This window comes from Dethiosulfatarculus sandiegensis (genome assembly GCF_000931935.2).
In the GTDB taxonomy this organism is placed as follows: Bacteria; Desulfobacterota; Desulfarculia; order Desulfarculales; family Desulfarculaceae; genus Dethiosulfatarculus; species Dethiosulfatarculus sandiegensis.
The window spans coordinates 100,885-117,507 of the sequence record NZ_AZAC01000004.1 but is presented as its reverse complement, the minus strand read 5'-3'; the positions used below and the strand labels follow the sequence as shown (position 1 = coordinate 117,507).

Here is a 16,623-nt window from a genome sequence, read left to right as displayed (position 1 = left end):
CACTAAAACTGTTTCATCGAAAACCCTTGTGACCAGGGGGCATGCCTTGAATCTCTTGCCCGCGATCTCTCCCAGGCGTGTTGTTTTAGCGGTTTTTATGCTTATGGCCCTGGGCCTGAGGCTCTGGGGCCTGGGTTGGGGCCCCGGAGAACCCCTTGAAGCCGGGCAGTGGACCTGGTCCATCGTTGAAAGCCTCTCTCTATACAACCTCACCTCGCCCCAGACCTGGAACCAGGCCTTTTTCAGCCTGGCGGCCTTGGTCCAGGGAGTTCTATCCTTTGTGGCCGGCTGGACGGGTTATCTTCTCGGCGTGGTGAAAGATTCCAGCGACATAGCAATACCCGCCTACATGGCGGGTAGGATCACAGTTGCCTTTTTAGGCGCCGGCCAAACGATTCTCGCTTACTTATTGGGTAAAAAGGCCCTTAAGAGCCCGGCCGCAGGACTTATGGCAGCCGCCCTGGTGGGGGTTCACCCGCTGCTCACCAGCCAAAGCCATTACCTGTCGCTGGAGATTCCCCTTGGGTTCGCGCTCTTGAGCTGCATGCTGGTGGCCTGGCGCATAGCAGATCAACCCGGTCCCCGAATTACATATGCGGCCGGAATAATCCTGGGCCTCACCATAACCACCCATGAAGCAGGCATCTTCGCCCTGCCGATTTTGCTGCTGGCCTATATCTTCGGCGTTGGGCGCAACCGGCCCAAGCGCATTTCCTGGGCCCTTTTTTGGCCTATTTACTTTCTGGGCGGGCTCATCACCGGCCTTGCCATTGGGTACCCCGGCTTCATTCTGGAACCTTATCGGACTGAAGATCTTCTCCATGCAAGTATAGCCAACAATCTGCCCGCCCCTTCCTTGCTCAGCTTTACGGTCAAACAGGGACTGGCTTCAACCTGGAGCGCTATCCTCAAGAATGGAACCTGGCTTGCCTTGATCCTCTGGGCCGTCTCGGCGATAATGATGGCCTTTACCAGACCGGTGCGCAGATTTTTATTGCTCCTGGTTCCACCTGTTTTTTTCGTGGCAGGGCTTATAACCACCTCCTTAAACCCAATGACCTGGATCGCGGTGTGGCTGCCGGCGGCCCTTGTGCCAGGGGTCTGGCCCCTAATCTGGCTTTGCCGCCGCATGCCCCATTACTACTGGGGGCTATCCGCCGCATGGGTCCTGGGAATCTTGGTTTGCCTGGCGCCCCTTATCCATTCCCTTGAAACCGGTTATATCTTTTGGCAACAAGACACCCTGAGATCCGCCAGAATCTGGCTTAAAGAAAATCTTAAACCGGAAGCCCCGCTTTTTATTGATTCATATCTTCCCAAGGCGGCCTTGCCCCGAGCAATGGCAATTGGTCCGGAGATCTATTCCGACATTCTAAAACAAAACCGGGGTTACCTGCTCCATCAGCCCCAAGAGAATATTCCTTCTCCCAACCTGCAAAGGATAAAGGATTTCAAGTTTGATGCTGACCAGATGCTTCCCTTGTCCCATGCCGCCTACACCATCTATGCCGGATTTGCTCCCAGCCGGATAAAAGAGCCCCTGGCCCTTTTCCGCCCTGCGGTTGGAATAAAACGTAAAAAGTGCCTGGTCTTTGGGGATGATCAGGATTACAGCCTGAACAACAGCGTGATCAAGCTTACCGGCCCGCAAAACCACTGGCGCACCCTGAAGCTGGCCAAACCGCCCAAAACCATAACCGCCGTTCTTTCAAACCAGGGTCAGGACCTGGCCAAGATCAAAATCAGTCAGGGGCCTTTTAACAACCATCAAATGACCCTCTACCCTGGTCAATCCCGTAGTCTGATCATAAAGACCCGTCCCTGGCCGCCCATAGCCCAGGGCTTTCTACCGGTCAAGGCGCATCTGAAAAGAGGCGACAATCTGCTTCTCTATCTGAATTGGACGCCTCTATTAATGGCCCGGCGCGCCCTTGAGGCAGAGCGTTTTCAAGAGGTTGTGGACCACCTGCTGCCTCTTTCGGAAAAAGGAAACCTTGGTTTTGAAGGCAATTGTTTTTTGGCCGAGGCCTATGCCAGATTGGAAAAATACAAGGAAGCCGGCTGGGCCCTGGCCGCTCTGGGTCCTTTTGATGAAAAACCGGCTCTTGACTACATTGGACTTGCGCAAAAAATACTCCCAAGCGCCAAGTGGGACAAAACTTTCCATAATTTCACGGGTTATCATCCGGCTCTACTCAGGAGGTCCCTTTCACTTTGTTTTGTGCCGGATTTTGAGCCCTCAGGCTATGCACCCAGACAACAAACCTTTAAAGGCAAAGATTTCACAGGGGTGTATCTGCGTAAAAATGCAAGTCATAATCATGGTTGGTTAAAGCTTCTACTTGAACCTCCTTTCCCCAAGGGAGGGCTTAAGGCCCGTTTCCACCTCACCATGGCTCCCGGTGAAAAACTTGCCCCTCAAGACCCGGTTGTCAGACTGGAATTTTGGGAGGCGAACGGCAAAAACAATACACGCCTGGCCTCCAGGCTGTTGACCCGGGACGAAATATCTCAAAGCCGCAATCCTTTTGAGCTTGCCTTTATGAACCCGCGGGAGGGCGCGAAACTCCAGGCCAGGCTGGTATTTCTAACCAGCAGGGAAATACTTTTGGAGAAACTGGAATTGGGGGTTAACCTGGCCGCACATATGCGGCATGTGTTGCGCTGGTATTATGATGCCTGGGGCAGGGTTTCACTTAATACCGGCTCTTTTCAAAGGGCCAGGCAATCCTTTGACTCCCTTTTGGCCCTTGACCCGGATTTCAGGGATGCCTATCTTCCCCTGGCCAAAACCCTTTTGGACAGCGGACAGACGAGCCAGGCTTATGATAGAACCAAATCAGCCGAACTTTTGTTCCGCGCCAATCCCGAACAGCTTTTACAGGTCAGAGACCTGTATCAACTTATGGGCAAGGCAGGGGACGTAGCCAGGGTGGATGACAGTCTGGCCCACTTGCGCCCCTCCTTGAAGCTGGAAGCGCGTTTTGCAGCTGGATTGGAACTGCTGGGGTATGACCTGCCCAAAGCGGAAGTGAAACCCGGCCAAAAACTGGACGTGAACTACTATTGGCGCTGCTGGTCCAAGCCACCGATGAACTATTTCATATTTGTACATTTAAGAGGCATGGATCGCACCGTCACCTTTGACCACCTTTTGGACCACGGCAGGCAGTTCATGACCGAACTGGAGCCGGGACAGGTCATCAGGGAAGACTATCAAATCCGGTTGCCGGAAAATTTGGCGCCGGGCGAGTACAAGCTTGTGGTGGGTATTTGGGACCCACGCTTTACCGGTAAAGGAGTGCCGGTTATTCGAGGCGCTGGTCAAGGCTCCGAAGAAGTGGTGTTGGGCAAGGTAAAGGTCCTGCCATAACGTTTATATTCGGCCATTGGATTTGACCGGATTCTTCAGATAATAGAGCGTGCCCCCAACCGCGGCGACCGGCAAAAAGGCCAGATTCAGAAGCGGCACCAAAAAACCAGCCATTACCGAAGCCCCGAAGAAAAGGCCGCCGAGCTTCAAACGCCAGGCATAGGCCAGCTTGGCTTTCAGGGAAAGTCCTCTTCTTTCCAGTGAAAAATCCATGAATTCCAGGCAAAGAAAAAAACAGGTCACCCAAAAGGCCAAGATGGTGTAGAAAACCGAGCCCAGAACAGGCACCAGGTGAAAAACCAAAAGTCCTGCCATGATCAGCAGATAAAGCACCATTTTTTTTGCTTCTTGAAAAAGCACCCTCAAGATGCCTTCCCAAAAACCAAAATCCGGCGCATTATGGCTGCGCCCCAGGGCAATGGTCTCGGTGCGTCTGGTCAGAATCTCCAGAAATGGGGCCGCCAGAATTCGGCCGACAATTACAAACAGGTAAACCAAAAGCCCTAAAAAAGCCAGAATCACCAGAACAAAAAGCAGATAATATAAAAGGGACCACCACCAGGCATCACCTGTGGGCAGCCAGGAATGAAGCCAATTTTGAAAGGCGAAAATGCCAAGCCAAAGAGCGAGGCCGAACAACAGAATATTCAAAAAAAAGGGGGCTAAAGCCAAAAGCCATAGCCCCCGGTTTCCCAAGAGAAATATAATTGCCCGCCAAGGCGCAATAAGTCCGGCCACGGGTCCGTCGGGGAGTATGCCTGGCCCGTTATTAGGCAAAACCATGGCTGCACCTTTTCTTTTGTTCACCGGCCTTTAGTCAATTTGCCAGCGGTAGTCCAAGCCCCTTCCATAAAGCTCCAGCTTGATCCTTTGGATCAGCCATTCCGCTTTTTCCTCAAACATTCGGTCAACCCAGTTCTTTTTAGCGGATTCGGGCCGCATCAACTGCGGGGTGTCTTTGATGCCCGCCATATCGGCCGCCATTTTTACGGCAGTCTCAAAGCCGCCCAAGGTGTCCACCAGCCCCAAATTTTTGGCCATTCGGCCTGTGTATATGCCGCCTGTGGCCAGATCCTGCACCCTGGCCAAGGGCATTTTTCTGGTCTCGGCCACATCCTTGACAAACTGGGCATGGGTGTCGTCTATGGCTGCCTGCAACATGGCCCGTTCGGCAGGGTTGAGCGGCCGGGATATATCGCCTGTGCCCTTCAGAGCCCCGCTTTTTACGGTCTGCATCTTGATGCCGAGCTTATCAAACAGTTCTTTGAGGTCGGGAAAGGATATTATAACACCGATCGAACCGGTCATGGTGGAAGGATTAGCCACAATCTTGGAGCAGGCGCTGGCAATATAATAGCCACCGCTGGCCGCCACGGCTCCCATGGAGCACACTACGGGCTTCGCTCTAGCCAACCGTTTAACTTCACTGAATATTTCTTGGCTGGCAGCGGCTCCGCCGCCGGGTGAATCTATCCGGATGACCACAGCTTTGATACTGTCGTCTAAACGAAAGGCCTTGAGATCGCGATTTATCTTTCGGGAATCGGTGATAGTCGCGATTATCTCTATTACGCCCACCTTGTCGCTGAAAAGTGACTTTTCAGGGTTTTTGCCCATGGTCATGAAGACCAGGGCAAAAACCCCTACGATCAAGGCGGACACCCCGACGGCCAGGGCCAAGGGGTGTTTCCTCATAGAGCTTTATTCCTCGGTTTTGTCGTCGTCGTCGTTTTGAGCGGCCAAGCCCTGTTTCAGCAGTTCGCCCAGGTTGCTGGTGGCAGCCTGAGTGGAATTCAGGTACTCGCTGTAAACAGCGCGATCGGCCTCGTCCTCCAGCCTGCGCAGGCTAAGGGCTATCTTGCGGTCACGTCTGGAAACGGCCACCACCTTGGCAGTGACATTTTCGTTCACGTTGAACATGCCCACAGGAGTCTTCACCTTCTCATTGGAGATCTCGCTGACATGGATCAGGCCCTCGATGCCCTCTTCAAGTTCAACAAAGACGCCAAAATCGGTGACATTGGTGATAAGGCCGGTGACAGAGGTGCCGACTTTGTATTTCTGGGGAATCTCGTCCCAGGGATCCACCTCGAGCTGTTTGATGCCCAGGCTGAAGCGCTCGTTCTCGCGGTCGATATTAAGGACCACGGCGCGGACTTCATCGCCCTTCTTGTAGATCTCGCCGGGGTGTTTGATGCGTTTGGTCCAGGAGATATCGCTGATGTGGACCAAACCGTCGATGCCCTCGTCGATGCCGATGAACAGACCGAAATCGGTGATATTCTTGATGCGGCCCTCGATGGTGGTGCCGACGGGGTATTTCTCGGCAATGACGTCCCAGGGGTTGGGCTCGACCTGCTTCATACCCAGGCTGATGCGCTTGGCCTCGGGGTTGATGGAGAGAACCACGGCCTCTACCACATCGCCCACGTTCACTATCTTGGAAGGATGACGGACTTTCCTGGTCCAGGACATCTCGCTGACGTGAATCAGGCCCTCGACGCCTTCTTCGACCTCCACAAATGCGCCGTAGTCGGCCAGGGAGACCACGCGGCCCTCAATGCGGGTTCCCACGGAGTATTTTTCGGCCGCGGCGATCCAGGGATCTTCCTTGAGCTGCTTCAGGCCCAGGCTCACCCGCTCGCGATCGCGGTCAAAATTCAGCACCTTGACGTTGATCTCGTCGCCAATGCCGAACATCTCGGAGGGATGACCCACCCTGCCCCAGCTCATGTCGGTGATGTGCAGGAGGCCGTCGATGCCGCCCAGATCCACGAACACACCGTAATCGGTGATGTTCTTGACCACACCTTGCATAACCTGGTTGGTCTCCAGGACTTTCAAGGTCTCGGTCTTCTTGACCTCGCGCTCTTTCTCCAAAAGAACCCTACGGCTAAGCACGATGTTGGAGCGCTTCTTGTTGAACTTCAAAATCTTGAAGTCAAAGGTCTGCCCCACCAGGGCATCTAAGTTGCGCACCGGGCGCAGGTCCACCTGGGAACCGGGCAGGAAGGCGGGGACGCCGATATCGACGCTCATGCCGCCCTTGACGCGGCCCACGATGGAGCCTGTGATCTCGCCGTCGTCGTTGTAGACCCGGCTGATCTCGTCCCACACCTTGATCTTGGCGGCCTTCTCCTTGGAAAGGATGATGGTGCCCTCATCGTCTTCGGTGCGCTCCAAAAGGACGTCCACTTCCTGACCCACCTCGGCCTGGATCACGCCGTCGACGTCCTTGAATTCATTAATGTCGATCTGACCCTCGGACTTGTAGCCGATGTCCACCACGACATAGTCTTTTTCCACCGCGACGATCGTACCTTTGGCGACCTCTCCCTCCTGGATTGTACGGAATGACTGTTCATACAGCGCCTCCATATCCTCCATGTTCAGGTCATCCTCGGACGAGGGAGCCTCTTGGGCCTCTGCTGCCTGCGGAGCCTCTTGCTCTGCCGGGGTTTCCTCCACCGTCTGGCTTGCGGTCTCTGCGGTTTTTTCCGCTACTTGGTCCTTGTTCAGATCGTTGTCTGCCATCTCGATTGCCTTGTTAAAAGTTTGGGTTAATGGTTTTGGTCAAACATCCGCAAAGCGGCTCTTCCGCCATCGGATAAAAAATGCCTGTAAAACTATATTGTATTACCAGAATCGTGCGGCTATTACTACCAGAATCATCAGCTTAAAACAAGGATTCTTTATACCTTGCCTAAGGTATGACGATCCCAAAAATCAAGCCGCGCAACCAGGCTTTTTGAGCCGGGCGTCCCGGCATCAAAACCCATATTTAAACCAAGCGGTGACTACTTGGTTTTGATCCGTTTATTCATCACCTGGACAACCTGGTCCAGGCTCAGGTCGGTGGTGTCCAGAATCTCGGCGTCTTTAGCCGGTTTCAACGGACTGAGCTCTCTTTGGGCGTCCTGTTCATCCCTCGCCTTGAGCTCCTTTTCCACTTTTTCCAAGGTAAGCGAAGGATCCAGGTGTCTTAGCTCCAGCCAGCGCCTTTTAGCCCTTTCCCGATCGGAAGCAATGAGAAAAAACTTAACCTCCGCCTGGGGGAAAACCACTGTTCCCATATCCCTGCCGTCGGCCACCAGATCACCCTTGGTCCCCGCCATGCGCTGCATATCGAGCAGATACTCGCGCACCGGCCCCAGCTTGGAGATTTGGCTTGCCTTTTTACCAATCTCCTCATTGCGGATAAAGGGTTCCACATCCCGGCCACTTAAAAGAACCGCAAACTTGCCACCGGTAAGCCGGATATCCAGCTCAACCTTGGTGAGCCAGGCCTTGAGCACCGGCAGGTCGGTGAAATCCAGTTGATCCCAGTCAGCTGCCAGGGCCAGGGCCCGGTACATGGCCCCGGTGTCCAAATGGGCGATCCCAAGACGACGGGCCAACAATTTGCTCACCGTTGACTTGCCCGAAGCCGACGGGCCGTCGATGGCTATAATCACAGGCCCGGGCCTCCTGTTGCAATACTTTTAAGTTCTTCTATAAACCTCTGGTTTTCTTCGGGCAGCCCTACTGATATCCGCAAAAACTCGGGCATGTCGTAGGAAGCCATGGAGCGGATTATCACACCCCGCTTTAAAAGCTCCCCGGCGACCTGTACTGCCTTCGGGCCTATTTTGACCAGCACAAAGTTGGTCTGGCTGGGTACATAAAAAAGCCCCAACTCATCGAAGCAACGATACAGGTCACTTAAGCCCTGATGGACCAGATTCCTGGTCTTTTGCAGAAATTCTTTATCTTCCAAAGCGGCGACCGCCGCAGCCTGGGCAGGCAGGGAAGTATTGAAAGGCTGACGCACCCTGTCAAAGGCCCTGATCACCTCTTCGGGTCCCAGGGCATAGCCAATGCGCATACCGGCAAGGCCTGCGCTTTTGGAAAAGGTGCGCATAACCACCACGGGTGTTTTGGGATGGTTCAGGAAGTCGCAACCGTTTGCGCAATCTTTTGCGCTTGCAAAATCTATATAAGCCTCGTCCAGAACCACCAGCACCCCTGAAGGGACTTGATCCAGAAAATCGCGCATGGCCTCCCCTGTGAGGGCGGTGCCGGCGGGATTATTGGGATTATTCATGAAAATAAGGCGGGTGTCTGAGGTAACCGCATCCAGCATTCCCTGGGCATCTATCGTAAAGTCCCGATTCAGGGGCACTTCAGCGAAAACGCCGCCGGCGACCTGAACCAGTTTGGAATACATGAGGAATGAAGGCGCGGCGGCCAGGGCTTTTTGCCCGGGCCTTACATAGGCCCTGCACAGAAACTCGATTATCTCGTCGGAGCCGTTACCCAGGCAAGTCTCTTCAAACTTCACTCCAAAACGCCTGGCCAGAGCGTCCCTAAGTTCAAACCCGGCGCCATCCGGATAGCGATGCACATCTTTGAGCACCTCTTGCATGGCAAGAACCGCCTTAGGACTGGGCCCCAGAGGGTTTTCGTTGCTGGCAAGCTTGACAGCGCCTCTAATGCCCAATTCACGTTCTAATTCTTCGATGGGTTTACCGGGCTTGTATGGCTCCAGATTCTGAATCTCAGGAGGGAGCGCAGGAGTTTTGATAGTCATTGTTTTGGTGTTTGAAAACCTGTTATTGCCTGGGGGCAGCCGTTTTAAGTTTCTTGTGTCCGCCTATTTGAGAAACCTAGGCTAACCCGCTTGGAATGCGGTGTCAAGCCCGCATTTGAGAGGAAAGCAAAAAGTCGTCATTTTGTCCTCTCTTTTTCACTTGGCGTTACCTTTTTACCGGAAAACCCTATTTTTTAAAGCTTCAAGTTCCCCAGCAAAGACCCAATTTTTGAAGCAGGAACCATTTTATTATCATTTTTCGGGGAGTTGCCTTCCCTATCCAGATAATTCCCCTATTTACCCTTGACATAAGTGAATTAATTGAGACAGTATGTCAAAAATTCCATCTAATGTCAGACATCATATATCAAAACAATAAAACTAACCCACCGAACCAGACAACCTCATCTTAAAGAAGGCGAAGGCGGTTTCATCTCACGTTCAAGGGGAGGCAAATGACCAGAATCATCGATCTCAGCCTGCCGGTCACCACCAAAGGAGATTTGCGCTTCATGCCTGAGGTGCAAAGTTTTAACCACAAGACCTATGCGGAAATGCGCAAAAAACCACTGGGCCTGGATCAGGAAGGTGATCTGCCCGAATGGGGGTTCTGCGCCATTGAAAAGGTGAGCATGACCACCCATGTGGCCACCCACTTGGATGCTCCCTGGCACTTTGCACCCCAAAGTGAAGGCAAGCCCGCCAAGACCATAGACCAGGTTCCGTTGGAATGGTGTTACGCAGACGCCTGTGTGCTTGACTTTCACCACTTTGAACGCAGCCGCCCCATTTTAATTCAAGACCTTAAAGAGGCGCTCAACACAATCAAATACCGACTGAAGCCCAGGGATATCGTTTTGATCCGCACGGATGCCTCCAAATACTATCCGCAAGAAGGATATGAAAACCAGGGGGCCGGGCTCACTGCGGACTCCACCCGCTGGCTGATCGATCAGGGCATAAAGATCACCGGGATCGACTCCTGGACCTGGGACCAGCCCTTTGACGTGATGCTTGAAAGGCCCAGGCCCAAACGCTTCCTGGAAGCCCACTGGGTCGGCGCGGAAATGGAATATTGCCATTTGGAAAGTCTTGCCAACTTGGATGCCATTCCTCGGCCCTTTGGATTCAAGGTGGCGGCCTTTCCCATAAAGATCGAGGGAGCCAGCGGCGGCTGGGTGCGGGCCGTGGCTATTATCGAGGAGTAGTTAAATTGGAAAAGCTGATAATAAGCGCAGCCTTGACCGGCGGAGGCACCATACCCGCCCAAAGCCCCTACATACCCTTGAACCCGGATGAGATAGCAAAGGAAGCCCAAAGGGCGGCTGACGCGGGCGCAGCCATTGTGCATATTCACCCCAGGGACCCGGAAGAGGGCTTCCCCACCGGCGACCTCGATATTTATGAAGAGATCCACGTAAAGATCAAGGAACTCACCAATGCGGTGATCTGCACCTCGACCGGCATGTCGCACCGCTTATCCGCCGAACAGAGGATAGCAATAGTCTCGAGAGTCAAGCCTGAGATGGCCTCTTTGAGCCTTGGCACCATACTGATGAACAGGGATCCTCTCTATAAAAGGCTCAAAGACAAAGACTATCGCTTTGGCTGGGAAAAGGAGCACCTTAAGAATTACCGCAAGGGCCTTTTTGCAAACACCCTTCATGAAATAGAAATGTTCTGGGACAGCATAATAGAGGCCGGAGCCAAACCCGAGATCGAAATCTTCGACCTGGGCTGGCTCACCACCTTGAAATACCTTTTACAGACCAAGGGCAACTACCCCGTCCCCATATGGCTCCAGTTTGTAATGGGCGCCTTTGGCGAGCACCCGGCCCAGGTGGAACTTTTCCCCAATCTGAAACACACCGCCGACACTTATCTGGGTTTGGGCGGCTACAAATACTCAACCATCGGCATTGGCTATCCCAACCAATTTCACATGGCCTGCACATCCATCATGATGGGCGGCCATGTGCGGGTGGGTTTGGAAGACAACCTTTTCATAGAAAAAGGAGTGCTGGCCCGCTCCAATGCGGAGCAAGTGGAAAAAGTGGTGCGCCTGGCCGGGGAATTGGGAAGGGAGATCGCCTCCCCGGATGAAGCGCGCAGGATGCTGGGGCTCAAGGGTATTGACCGGGTGGGGTTTTAACGGCCTTTGGAGAAAGCCTGATGAAAAACAAGGAAGCGTTTCGCTGGCTGGCCTGGGCCGCAACCATGGCCCTTCTTATCTGGGCCGGAGCAAGCCTCTGGCATTTAAAGCACATGGAGTTGTTTCTTCTGCTCTTCACCGCAGGCAATGCCTGCCTGGTTGTTTTGTTCAGGTTTATGAGGGAAAAGCCATAATGGAAAGGAGCCGAGAAAAATGCACAAGAAATCAGGCCTGTTGACTGTCTTTATCAGCCTTTGCCTTATCCTGGGCCCGGGCCTGGGAGCCATGGCCCAAACCAAGGCTCCGCCGCCCAAGCCCAAACCCGGGGTGGAGATGCCCAAGTTCCTCAGGGCCAAGGTGTACTTTGGCAAGGGCACGGCCGGCGACTCTGTGGCGGAATCCCTTTTACGCGGCATCAGGGAGACTTATCCCAAAATTAATATTCGCACCATCCCCGGAGGCAGCAAGGCTGCGGTGGAGAGGATACTGGCCGGTGAAGCGGACCTGGGAGTGGGCCTGGCCACCTTCAGTTACAAAAGCTGGCTGGGGGAAAAGCCATTCACCAAGCCGGAAACCCAAAAAGATGCCTGGCTCTGGCAGATGCCCGTGGGCCTTAAGATGACCTGGGTGGTGATGGCCGACTCGGATATCAAATGCGTAAAAGACCTGGCAAACAAGCGCATCAACTGCGCCGCTCCGGGCACAGGCGCAAATATGTCCATGATCCCCGGAATCCTGGCCGCAGACGGTCTGAGCTACGACAAGATCAAACAAAACGGCGGATTTGTCCATTCAGGACCCATGTCCACCGCCATGGAGATGCTGGTCTCGGGGCAGCTCGACGCAGTGATGGTGAGCGAACCCCATCCCAGCAAGACCCTGAACCGTTTTGCCCTGACCCACAAACTGCGTCTCCTCCCCCTCACCCCGGCGGAACAGAAAAGCGCCTGTGACCCCAAGACCGGCAACCTGGCTTACCAGGCCGCCATAATCCAGGCCGGAACCTATGCCTGGCAAAAAAAGGATATCCCGGCCATGGCAACCATGATGGGGCTTAACTGCCGCAGGGAACTGCCCAAGGATGTGGTCTACAACCTCATGGCCGCAAGCTGGGGAGGTTGGCACAAATGGCAGAATCTTCACCCCTCTTTCAAGGGAGTGGATTTCCCGTCTCTGGCCATCACCTTCATCCCTATTCCATTGCATCCCGGAGCCGAGGATTTCTGGCGGGACTGGGGCATGAAGATCCCCACCCCTCTGGTCGAAAAATAACCGTTCAGAAAGCAACCGACAGGGCCGGGGAGGCGACCCGGTTAACTGCGATGGTTTCTTTAATCAAATAATTATAGCCGCTTGGCAAAACCACCCTTTTGCCAAGCGGCAACCGGCAAGGTCCGAAAAACACTTTATTGGGAAGCTGTAGACGCTCTAAAATGAGCCCCTTCACAATCCACATCAAGGATTAAAGATAAATGCCCGGAATGAAACCTAAAAAAAGTTGGGGCCAGGGGAGTGTGACCGAGGCTGTCTTGACGGACAATGAACTCTGCGTTCCCCGCCTGATACCTCTAGTAATGATGACCTTCATTGTCATGATCGGGCTTTTTCATTTATTCACCGGTTATTTCGGAGGATTAAGCCCTTATCCCCAAAGGCTTGTCACTTTAAGTCTCTTCATATTATTGGGTCTTTTCTTTTATCCCCTGGGCAGGGAAACCTGGAAAAGCAAGCTGACGCCCTGGTTTTTCCTGGACTTGGCCCTGGCCCTGGCGGTTTTGGCCGGCACGATCTATGTACTTTTGGACTGGGAGCACTTCAGCGCCTTTCGCATGTCCTCGTCCCTGCCCGTGGACCGGCTGGTCTCAAGCATTTTCATAGTTGTGCTTTTGGAGCTGGGCAGGCGCTGTCTGGGTTGGCCCATCGTCGCCATCAGCCTGTTTTTCCTTTTGGTCAATCTTTTCTCAGACCATCTCTGGGGCTGGCTCTATGGTTTTCCGGTCAGCTGGAAAATGACCTGCGAGGTTATCTTCATGCAGCCGGAAGCAGGCATATTCAGCATCCCGCTTACGGTCTGCACCAATTACCTGGTCACCTTTCTGATTTTTGTGGGTTTCCTTTTAGTCTCCGGAGTTGACCGACAGTTTGTACTTCTGGCCAACGCCCTGGCCGGGCGCTATTCAGGAGGACCGGCCAAGGTGGCGGTTATCGGAAGCGCCTTTGTGGGCATGATGCAGGGAGCGCCTTCGGCCAATGTGGCGGCCACCGGCAGTTTCACCATACCCATGATGAAAAAACTGGGGTTTGACCCCGCCACGGCAGGGGCCGTGGAATCCTGCGCCTCCACCGGCGGTCAGATGGTTCCGCCGATCATGGGCAGCACAGCCTTTATCATTGCCGCGTTCTTGGAGATCTCCTATCTTGAGGTCTGCGCCAATGCCCTGATACCAAGCCTGATTTTCTATTGCTGCGTTATCTTTGGGGTGCATTTCTATTCCCAGCGCAAGGGGCTTTCCGGCCTGCCCGCCGCAGAAGTGCCGGGGCTGGCTAAAAGTCTGGCTCAGGGTTGGCCCGTATTTCTACCGTTTTTGGTTCTACTGGGCCTAATGGCCAAAGGTTACGGCCTTGGTCTAGTGGGGGTCTTGTCCGTGGTCAGTTTATGGGTGGCCTCCTCCTTTAAAAAAGAAACCCGCCTTACGGCCCAAAGTGTGTTGCATGCCCTTGAGATAGGAGCCAAAACAGGGATTGTGGTCACCATTGCCTGTGCAGTGGTGGGAATCATTGTAGGCACCTTTTATGTCTCGGGCTTAGGTGACCGTCTCTCCACGGCTATTGTCTCAGCCTCGGGCGGCAACCTGGTCCTGGGGCTTTTACTCACAGCCGCGGCCTGCATTATCCTGGGCATGGGCATGGTGATCCCGGCGGTTTATCTGATGATGGTCTATATCAGCATTCCCGCCCTGATTGAGATGGGAGCCGCACCGATAGCAGCCCATTTCTTTGTCTTTATGTTCTGCGTGGTGGCTGCCATCACCCCGCCGGTGGGCCTGGCCCTTTACGTGGCCTCTGGCATATCCGGGGCCAGTGTCATGAATATTGGCTGGCGGGCCATGCGTCTGGGCGTTCCCTTGTTCTTGATTCCCTTTTTTATTGTCTGGGACCCTGTTCTCCTGGGGTTGGGCAATCCCTGGCTGGTTGGGCTGGCCCTTTTGAGCGGATTGATTGGAGCGGCCTTTTTGGAAGCTGGATTTGAAGGCTGGTTCATTAAGAAAGCCAATATTCTGCAAAGGGTCTTCTTTGCCCTGGCCGGGGCCATGCTGTTGGTGCCGGAGCCTTTTACAGACCTGGCAGGATTGCTGCTCGGCCTGGCTACCTTTTGGGTTAACACCAGGCAACAAAAATAAAATCAACCGGACATAAGAACAAAAAGAGCCCGCTTGTCTGTCTTAAACAAGCGGGCTCTTGATTTTTTACTTTAAGCCGGGGAGATATCAGGCCACGGCCTGTTCCAAAACCGGAGCAACCGAAGGGATTGCCTGCAACTGGGGTTTTTCCGGAGTGACCAACTCCCAGGCCTGAGGATCGGCCAAGAACTTGCGGAAAAGCTGGTTGTTCAGATCATGCCCTGATTTATGAGCCACAAAGGCTCCCACAATGGGGCGTCCCACTAAGGAAAGGTCGCCGATAAAGTCCAGAATTTTGTGGCGCACAAACTCGTCGGGGAATCTGAGGCCGTCTTCGTTCAGAACCTGATAGTCATCAACCACAACCGCGTTATCCAGGGAACCGCCCAAAGCCAGGTTATGCTCCTTGAGCATCGCCAGATCGGAGAGGAAACCAAAGGTGCGGGCCCGGCTGATGTTCTTGTCATAGTTGGAAGAATCCAACTCAAAGCCCATGCGCTGGGTGCGGATCAGGGGATGGTCAAACTCTATGGTAAAGTCCACCCGCATCTCATCCGCGGGCATGACCGTTACCTGCTTGTCCCCCTCGGAAATGGTGACCTTGCGTCTTACCTGATAGAACTGGCGCGGAGCCCTTTGAGAAGTCAGACCTGCGTTTTTGATCAAAAAAACAAACGGCGCGGACGATCCGTCCATAATGGGGATCTCCGGCGAGTCCACTTCCACCAGAACATTGTCCACCCCCAGGCCGGCCAAGGCGCTCATGAGGTGTTCCACAGTGGAAATCCTTAAATCGCCCCGGCCAACAGTGGTGCAGAAGCGTGTATCCACTACATTGTGAACGTCTCCAGGAATAAGCGCGGATCCCGGCACATCGGTCCGCTTAAACAGAACCCCTGTGTTGGGCTCGGCGGGCCTTAAGCTCAAGGTTACCTTTTTGCCGGAATGAAGACCAATGCCTGTGCAGGTTACGGGACGTTTCAATGTCCGTTGGAAATAGTGCATATTGCTTAGTTGCCTTCTATGCAAACCCTTTTATGGGCTGAAGTTCAGATCAATGGGGCGTCCCACCTTGCTAACAGGAGCCGCACCCGGTTTCCCCGTTTTGTCCCCGTGAGAGCCGACCCGATCAACCCCCCGGTCGATTGGTCGGCATCCGGCAATTTTTATAAGCAATAATCAAGCCAACTCGATGCAATAAAAGAACGAAACAAAAAAAGTATTTACAAACAAATAGTTATGTGGTTTAGCCTAGCCTTATAATTACTATTAAAACACATATACTTCAGACTTCTTTCGTGTGGTCAAAACCACACACACCCACCCAGTGTGTCAAACACCACACTTTTGAGCTAAGAGCTGCCTGGCCTGCTCCAGGTCTTCGGGGAAATTGATATTCAGAAAACCGGTGCCCTTCGGGTCCAGGTCTTGAACCTCCTGCCAGGATATGAGGCCTGCCTTGAGCAACTTCAAAAAAATCCTGGGTCTTCTTTCGCCTTGTTCCAAAAGCCTCAGGGCATGGGGCAGACAGGATCTGCGATAAAGGGCCAAAAGGGGCTGAGGGCCCCTGGGGCCCATGGGGGCCACGGCCGACTGGCCCGGGGACCGTTCAATTATCAGCCGTAAAAGAGACGGATCCACCAGAGGCATATCCACCGGCATAACCAATATTTCCTGGGCCTCTGTATCCATAAGGGCTGTGGCAATGGCTGCCAATGGACCCTGGCCGGGCCAGCGATCGGCAATGATCCGGCAGGGCTGATCGGCCATGGCAGCCGCATCGCCCGTAACTATCACACAATCAGGGCACACCGACTGCAAGGTGCAAAGGGCAATATCGATCAGCCTTTTTCCGCCTATGGTGCGCCAGGGCTTACCGCCTCCCAAGCGCCGCCCCGGCCCGCCGGCCAGAATAACACCCAAAGGGAGGTTGTTTTGTTCTTCAAGCAAAATAGCAACTCCGGATCTTTATATTTTCCTGTCATTCAAAGAATCTTGAGACGGGCGGCCACCCGTAAACAGCCTGTTGAGCGGGGCGGCGCATAGTTTTATTGAATGATAGTTTATACCGCCCAAACCGGTTCTATTGCACCTTTACCGGCTTTTTCAGGGCATTTACCCTGTCAGA

The 16,623-nt window shown here is 53.7% G+C and carries 13 protein-coding genes; 6 read left to right on the top strand and 7 right to left on the bottom strand.

What is annotated here, in order from left to right:
• Nucleotides 1-46 precede the first annotated feature (46 nt).
• Nucleotides 47-3,373 (top strand): phospholipid carrier-dependent glycosyltransferase, encoded by a 3,327-nt coding sequence (locus tag X474_RS04570; RefSeq protein ID WP_044347075.1) that lies wholly within the window; start codon nucleotides 47-49, stop codon nucleotides 3,371-3,373.
• 3 nt (nucleotides 3,374-3,376) lie between these two features.
• Here X474_RS04570 and X474_RS04565 read toward each other — a convergent pair whose 3' ends face one another.
• The 5 genes from X474_RS04565 to hisC all read right to left on the bottom strand — a co-directional run bounded on the left by X474_RS04565 (nucleotide 3,377) and on the right by hisC (nucleotide 8,942).
• Nucleotides 3,377-4,156 (bottom strand): EI24 domain-containing protein, encoded by a 780-nt coding sequence (locus X474_RS04565; RefSeq protein WP_156360622.1) that lies wholly within the window; start codon nucleotides 4,154-4,156, stop codon nucleotides 3,377-3,379.
• A gap of 30 nt (nucleotides 4,157-4,186) precedes the next feature.
• A complete protein-coding gene (gene sppA / locus X474_RS04560) occupies nucleotides 4,187-5,068 on the bottom strand; it encodes a signal peptide peptidase SppA (protein ID WP_044347073.1) in 882 nt (293 codons plus the stop codon).
• Between the two features lie 6 nt (nucleotides 5,069-5,074).
• The gene (locus X474_RS04555) at nucleotides 5,075-6,907 is read right to left on the bottom strand and encodes a 30S ribosomal protein S1 (protein ID WP_044347072.1); all 1,833 of its coding nucleotides are present in this window, start codon (nucleotides 6,905-6,907) and stop codon (nucleotides 5,075-5,077) included.
• Between the two features lie 263 nt (nucleotides 6,908-7,170).
• Complete coding sequence (cmk, locus tag X474_RS04550) at nucleotides 7,171-7,827, bottom strand: (d)CMP kinase (protein ID WP_044347071.1); 657 nt, start codon at nucleotides 7,825-7,827, stop codon at nucleotides 7,171-7,173.
• Nucleotides 7,824-8,942 carry a histidinol-phosphate transaminase gene (gene hisC / locus X474_RS04545; protein WP_044347069.1) on the bottom strand — a complete coding sequence of 373 codons (1,119 nt, stop codon included), beginning with the start codon at nucleotides 8,940-8,942 and terminating at the stop codon, nucleotides 7,824-7,826. Before hisC ends, cmk begins: the two co-directional genes overlap by 4 nt.
• 455 nt (nucleotides 8,943-9,397) lie before the next feature.
• On the opposite strand from hisC, the gene X474_RS04540 reads away from it, so the two are divergent.
• The 5 genes from X474_RS04540 to X474_RS04525 all read left to right on the top strand — a co-directional run bounded on the left by X474_RS04540 (nucleotide 9,398) and on the right by X474_RS04525 (nucleotide 14,495).
• Nucleotides 9,398-10,150: a cyclase family protein gene (locus X474_RS04540; protein ID WP_044347067.1), complete on the top strand. Its 753-nt coding sequence runs from the start codon at nucleotides 9,398-9,400 to the stop codon at nucleotides 10,148-10,150.
• 5 nt (nucleotides 10,151-10,155) lie between these two features.
• Nucleotides 10,156-11,094 carry a beta-keto acid cleavage family enzyme gene (locus tag X474_RS04535; protein WP_044347065.1) on the top strand — a complete coding sequence of 313 codons (939 nt, stop codon included), beginning with the start codon at nucleotides 10,156-10,158 and terminating at the stop codon, nucleotides 11,092-11,094.
• A gap of 20 nt (nucleotides 11,095-11,114) precedes the next feature.
• Nucleotides 11,115-11,288: a hypothetical protein gene (locus tag X474_RS26005; protein ID WP_156360620.1), complete on the top strand. Its 174-nt coding sequence runs from the start codon at nucleotides 11,115-11,117 to the stop codon at nucleotides 11,286-11,288.
• A gap of 19 nt (nucleotides 11,289-11,307) precedes the next feature.
• Nucleotides 11,308-12,366, top strand: coding sequence for a TAXI family TRAP transporter solute-binding subunit (locus X474_RS04530; protein ID WP_044347063.1), 1,059 nt, complete (start codon nucleotides 11,308-11,310; stop codon nucleotides 12,364-12,366).
• A gap of 200 nt (nucleotides 12,367-12,566) precedes the next feature.
• On the top strand, nucleotides 12,567-14,495 hold the full coding sequence (locus X474_RS04525) for a TRAP transporter permease (RefSeq protein WP_044347061.1): 1,929 nt from the start codon (nucleotides 12,567-12,569) through the stop codon (nucleotides 14,493-14,495).
• 87 nt (nucleotides 14,496-14,582) lie between these two features.
• On the opposite strand, the gene lpxC is transcribed toward X474_RS04525, so the two are convergent.
• Both lpxC and mobA read right to left on the bottom strand, forming a co-directional pair.
• Complete coding sequence (gene lpxC, locus X474_RS04520; RefSeq protein WP_044347059.1) at nucleotides 14,583-15,500, bottom strand: UDP-3-O-acyl-N-acetylglucosamine deacetylase; 918 nt, start codon at nucleotides 15,498-15,500, stop codon at nucleotides 14,583-14,585.
• Nucleotides 15,501-15,827: 327 nt separating this feature from the next.
• Nucleotides 15,828-16,445 (bottom strand): molybdenum cofactor guanylyltransferase, encoded by a 618-nt coding sequence (mobA, locus tag X474_RS04515; RefSeq protein ID WP_044347057.1) that lies wholly within the window; start codon nucleotides 16,443-16,445, stop codon nucleotides 15,828-15,830.
• Nucleotides 16,446-16,623: the final 178 nt, after the last annotated feature.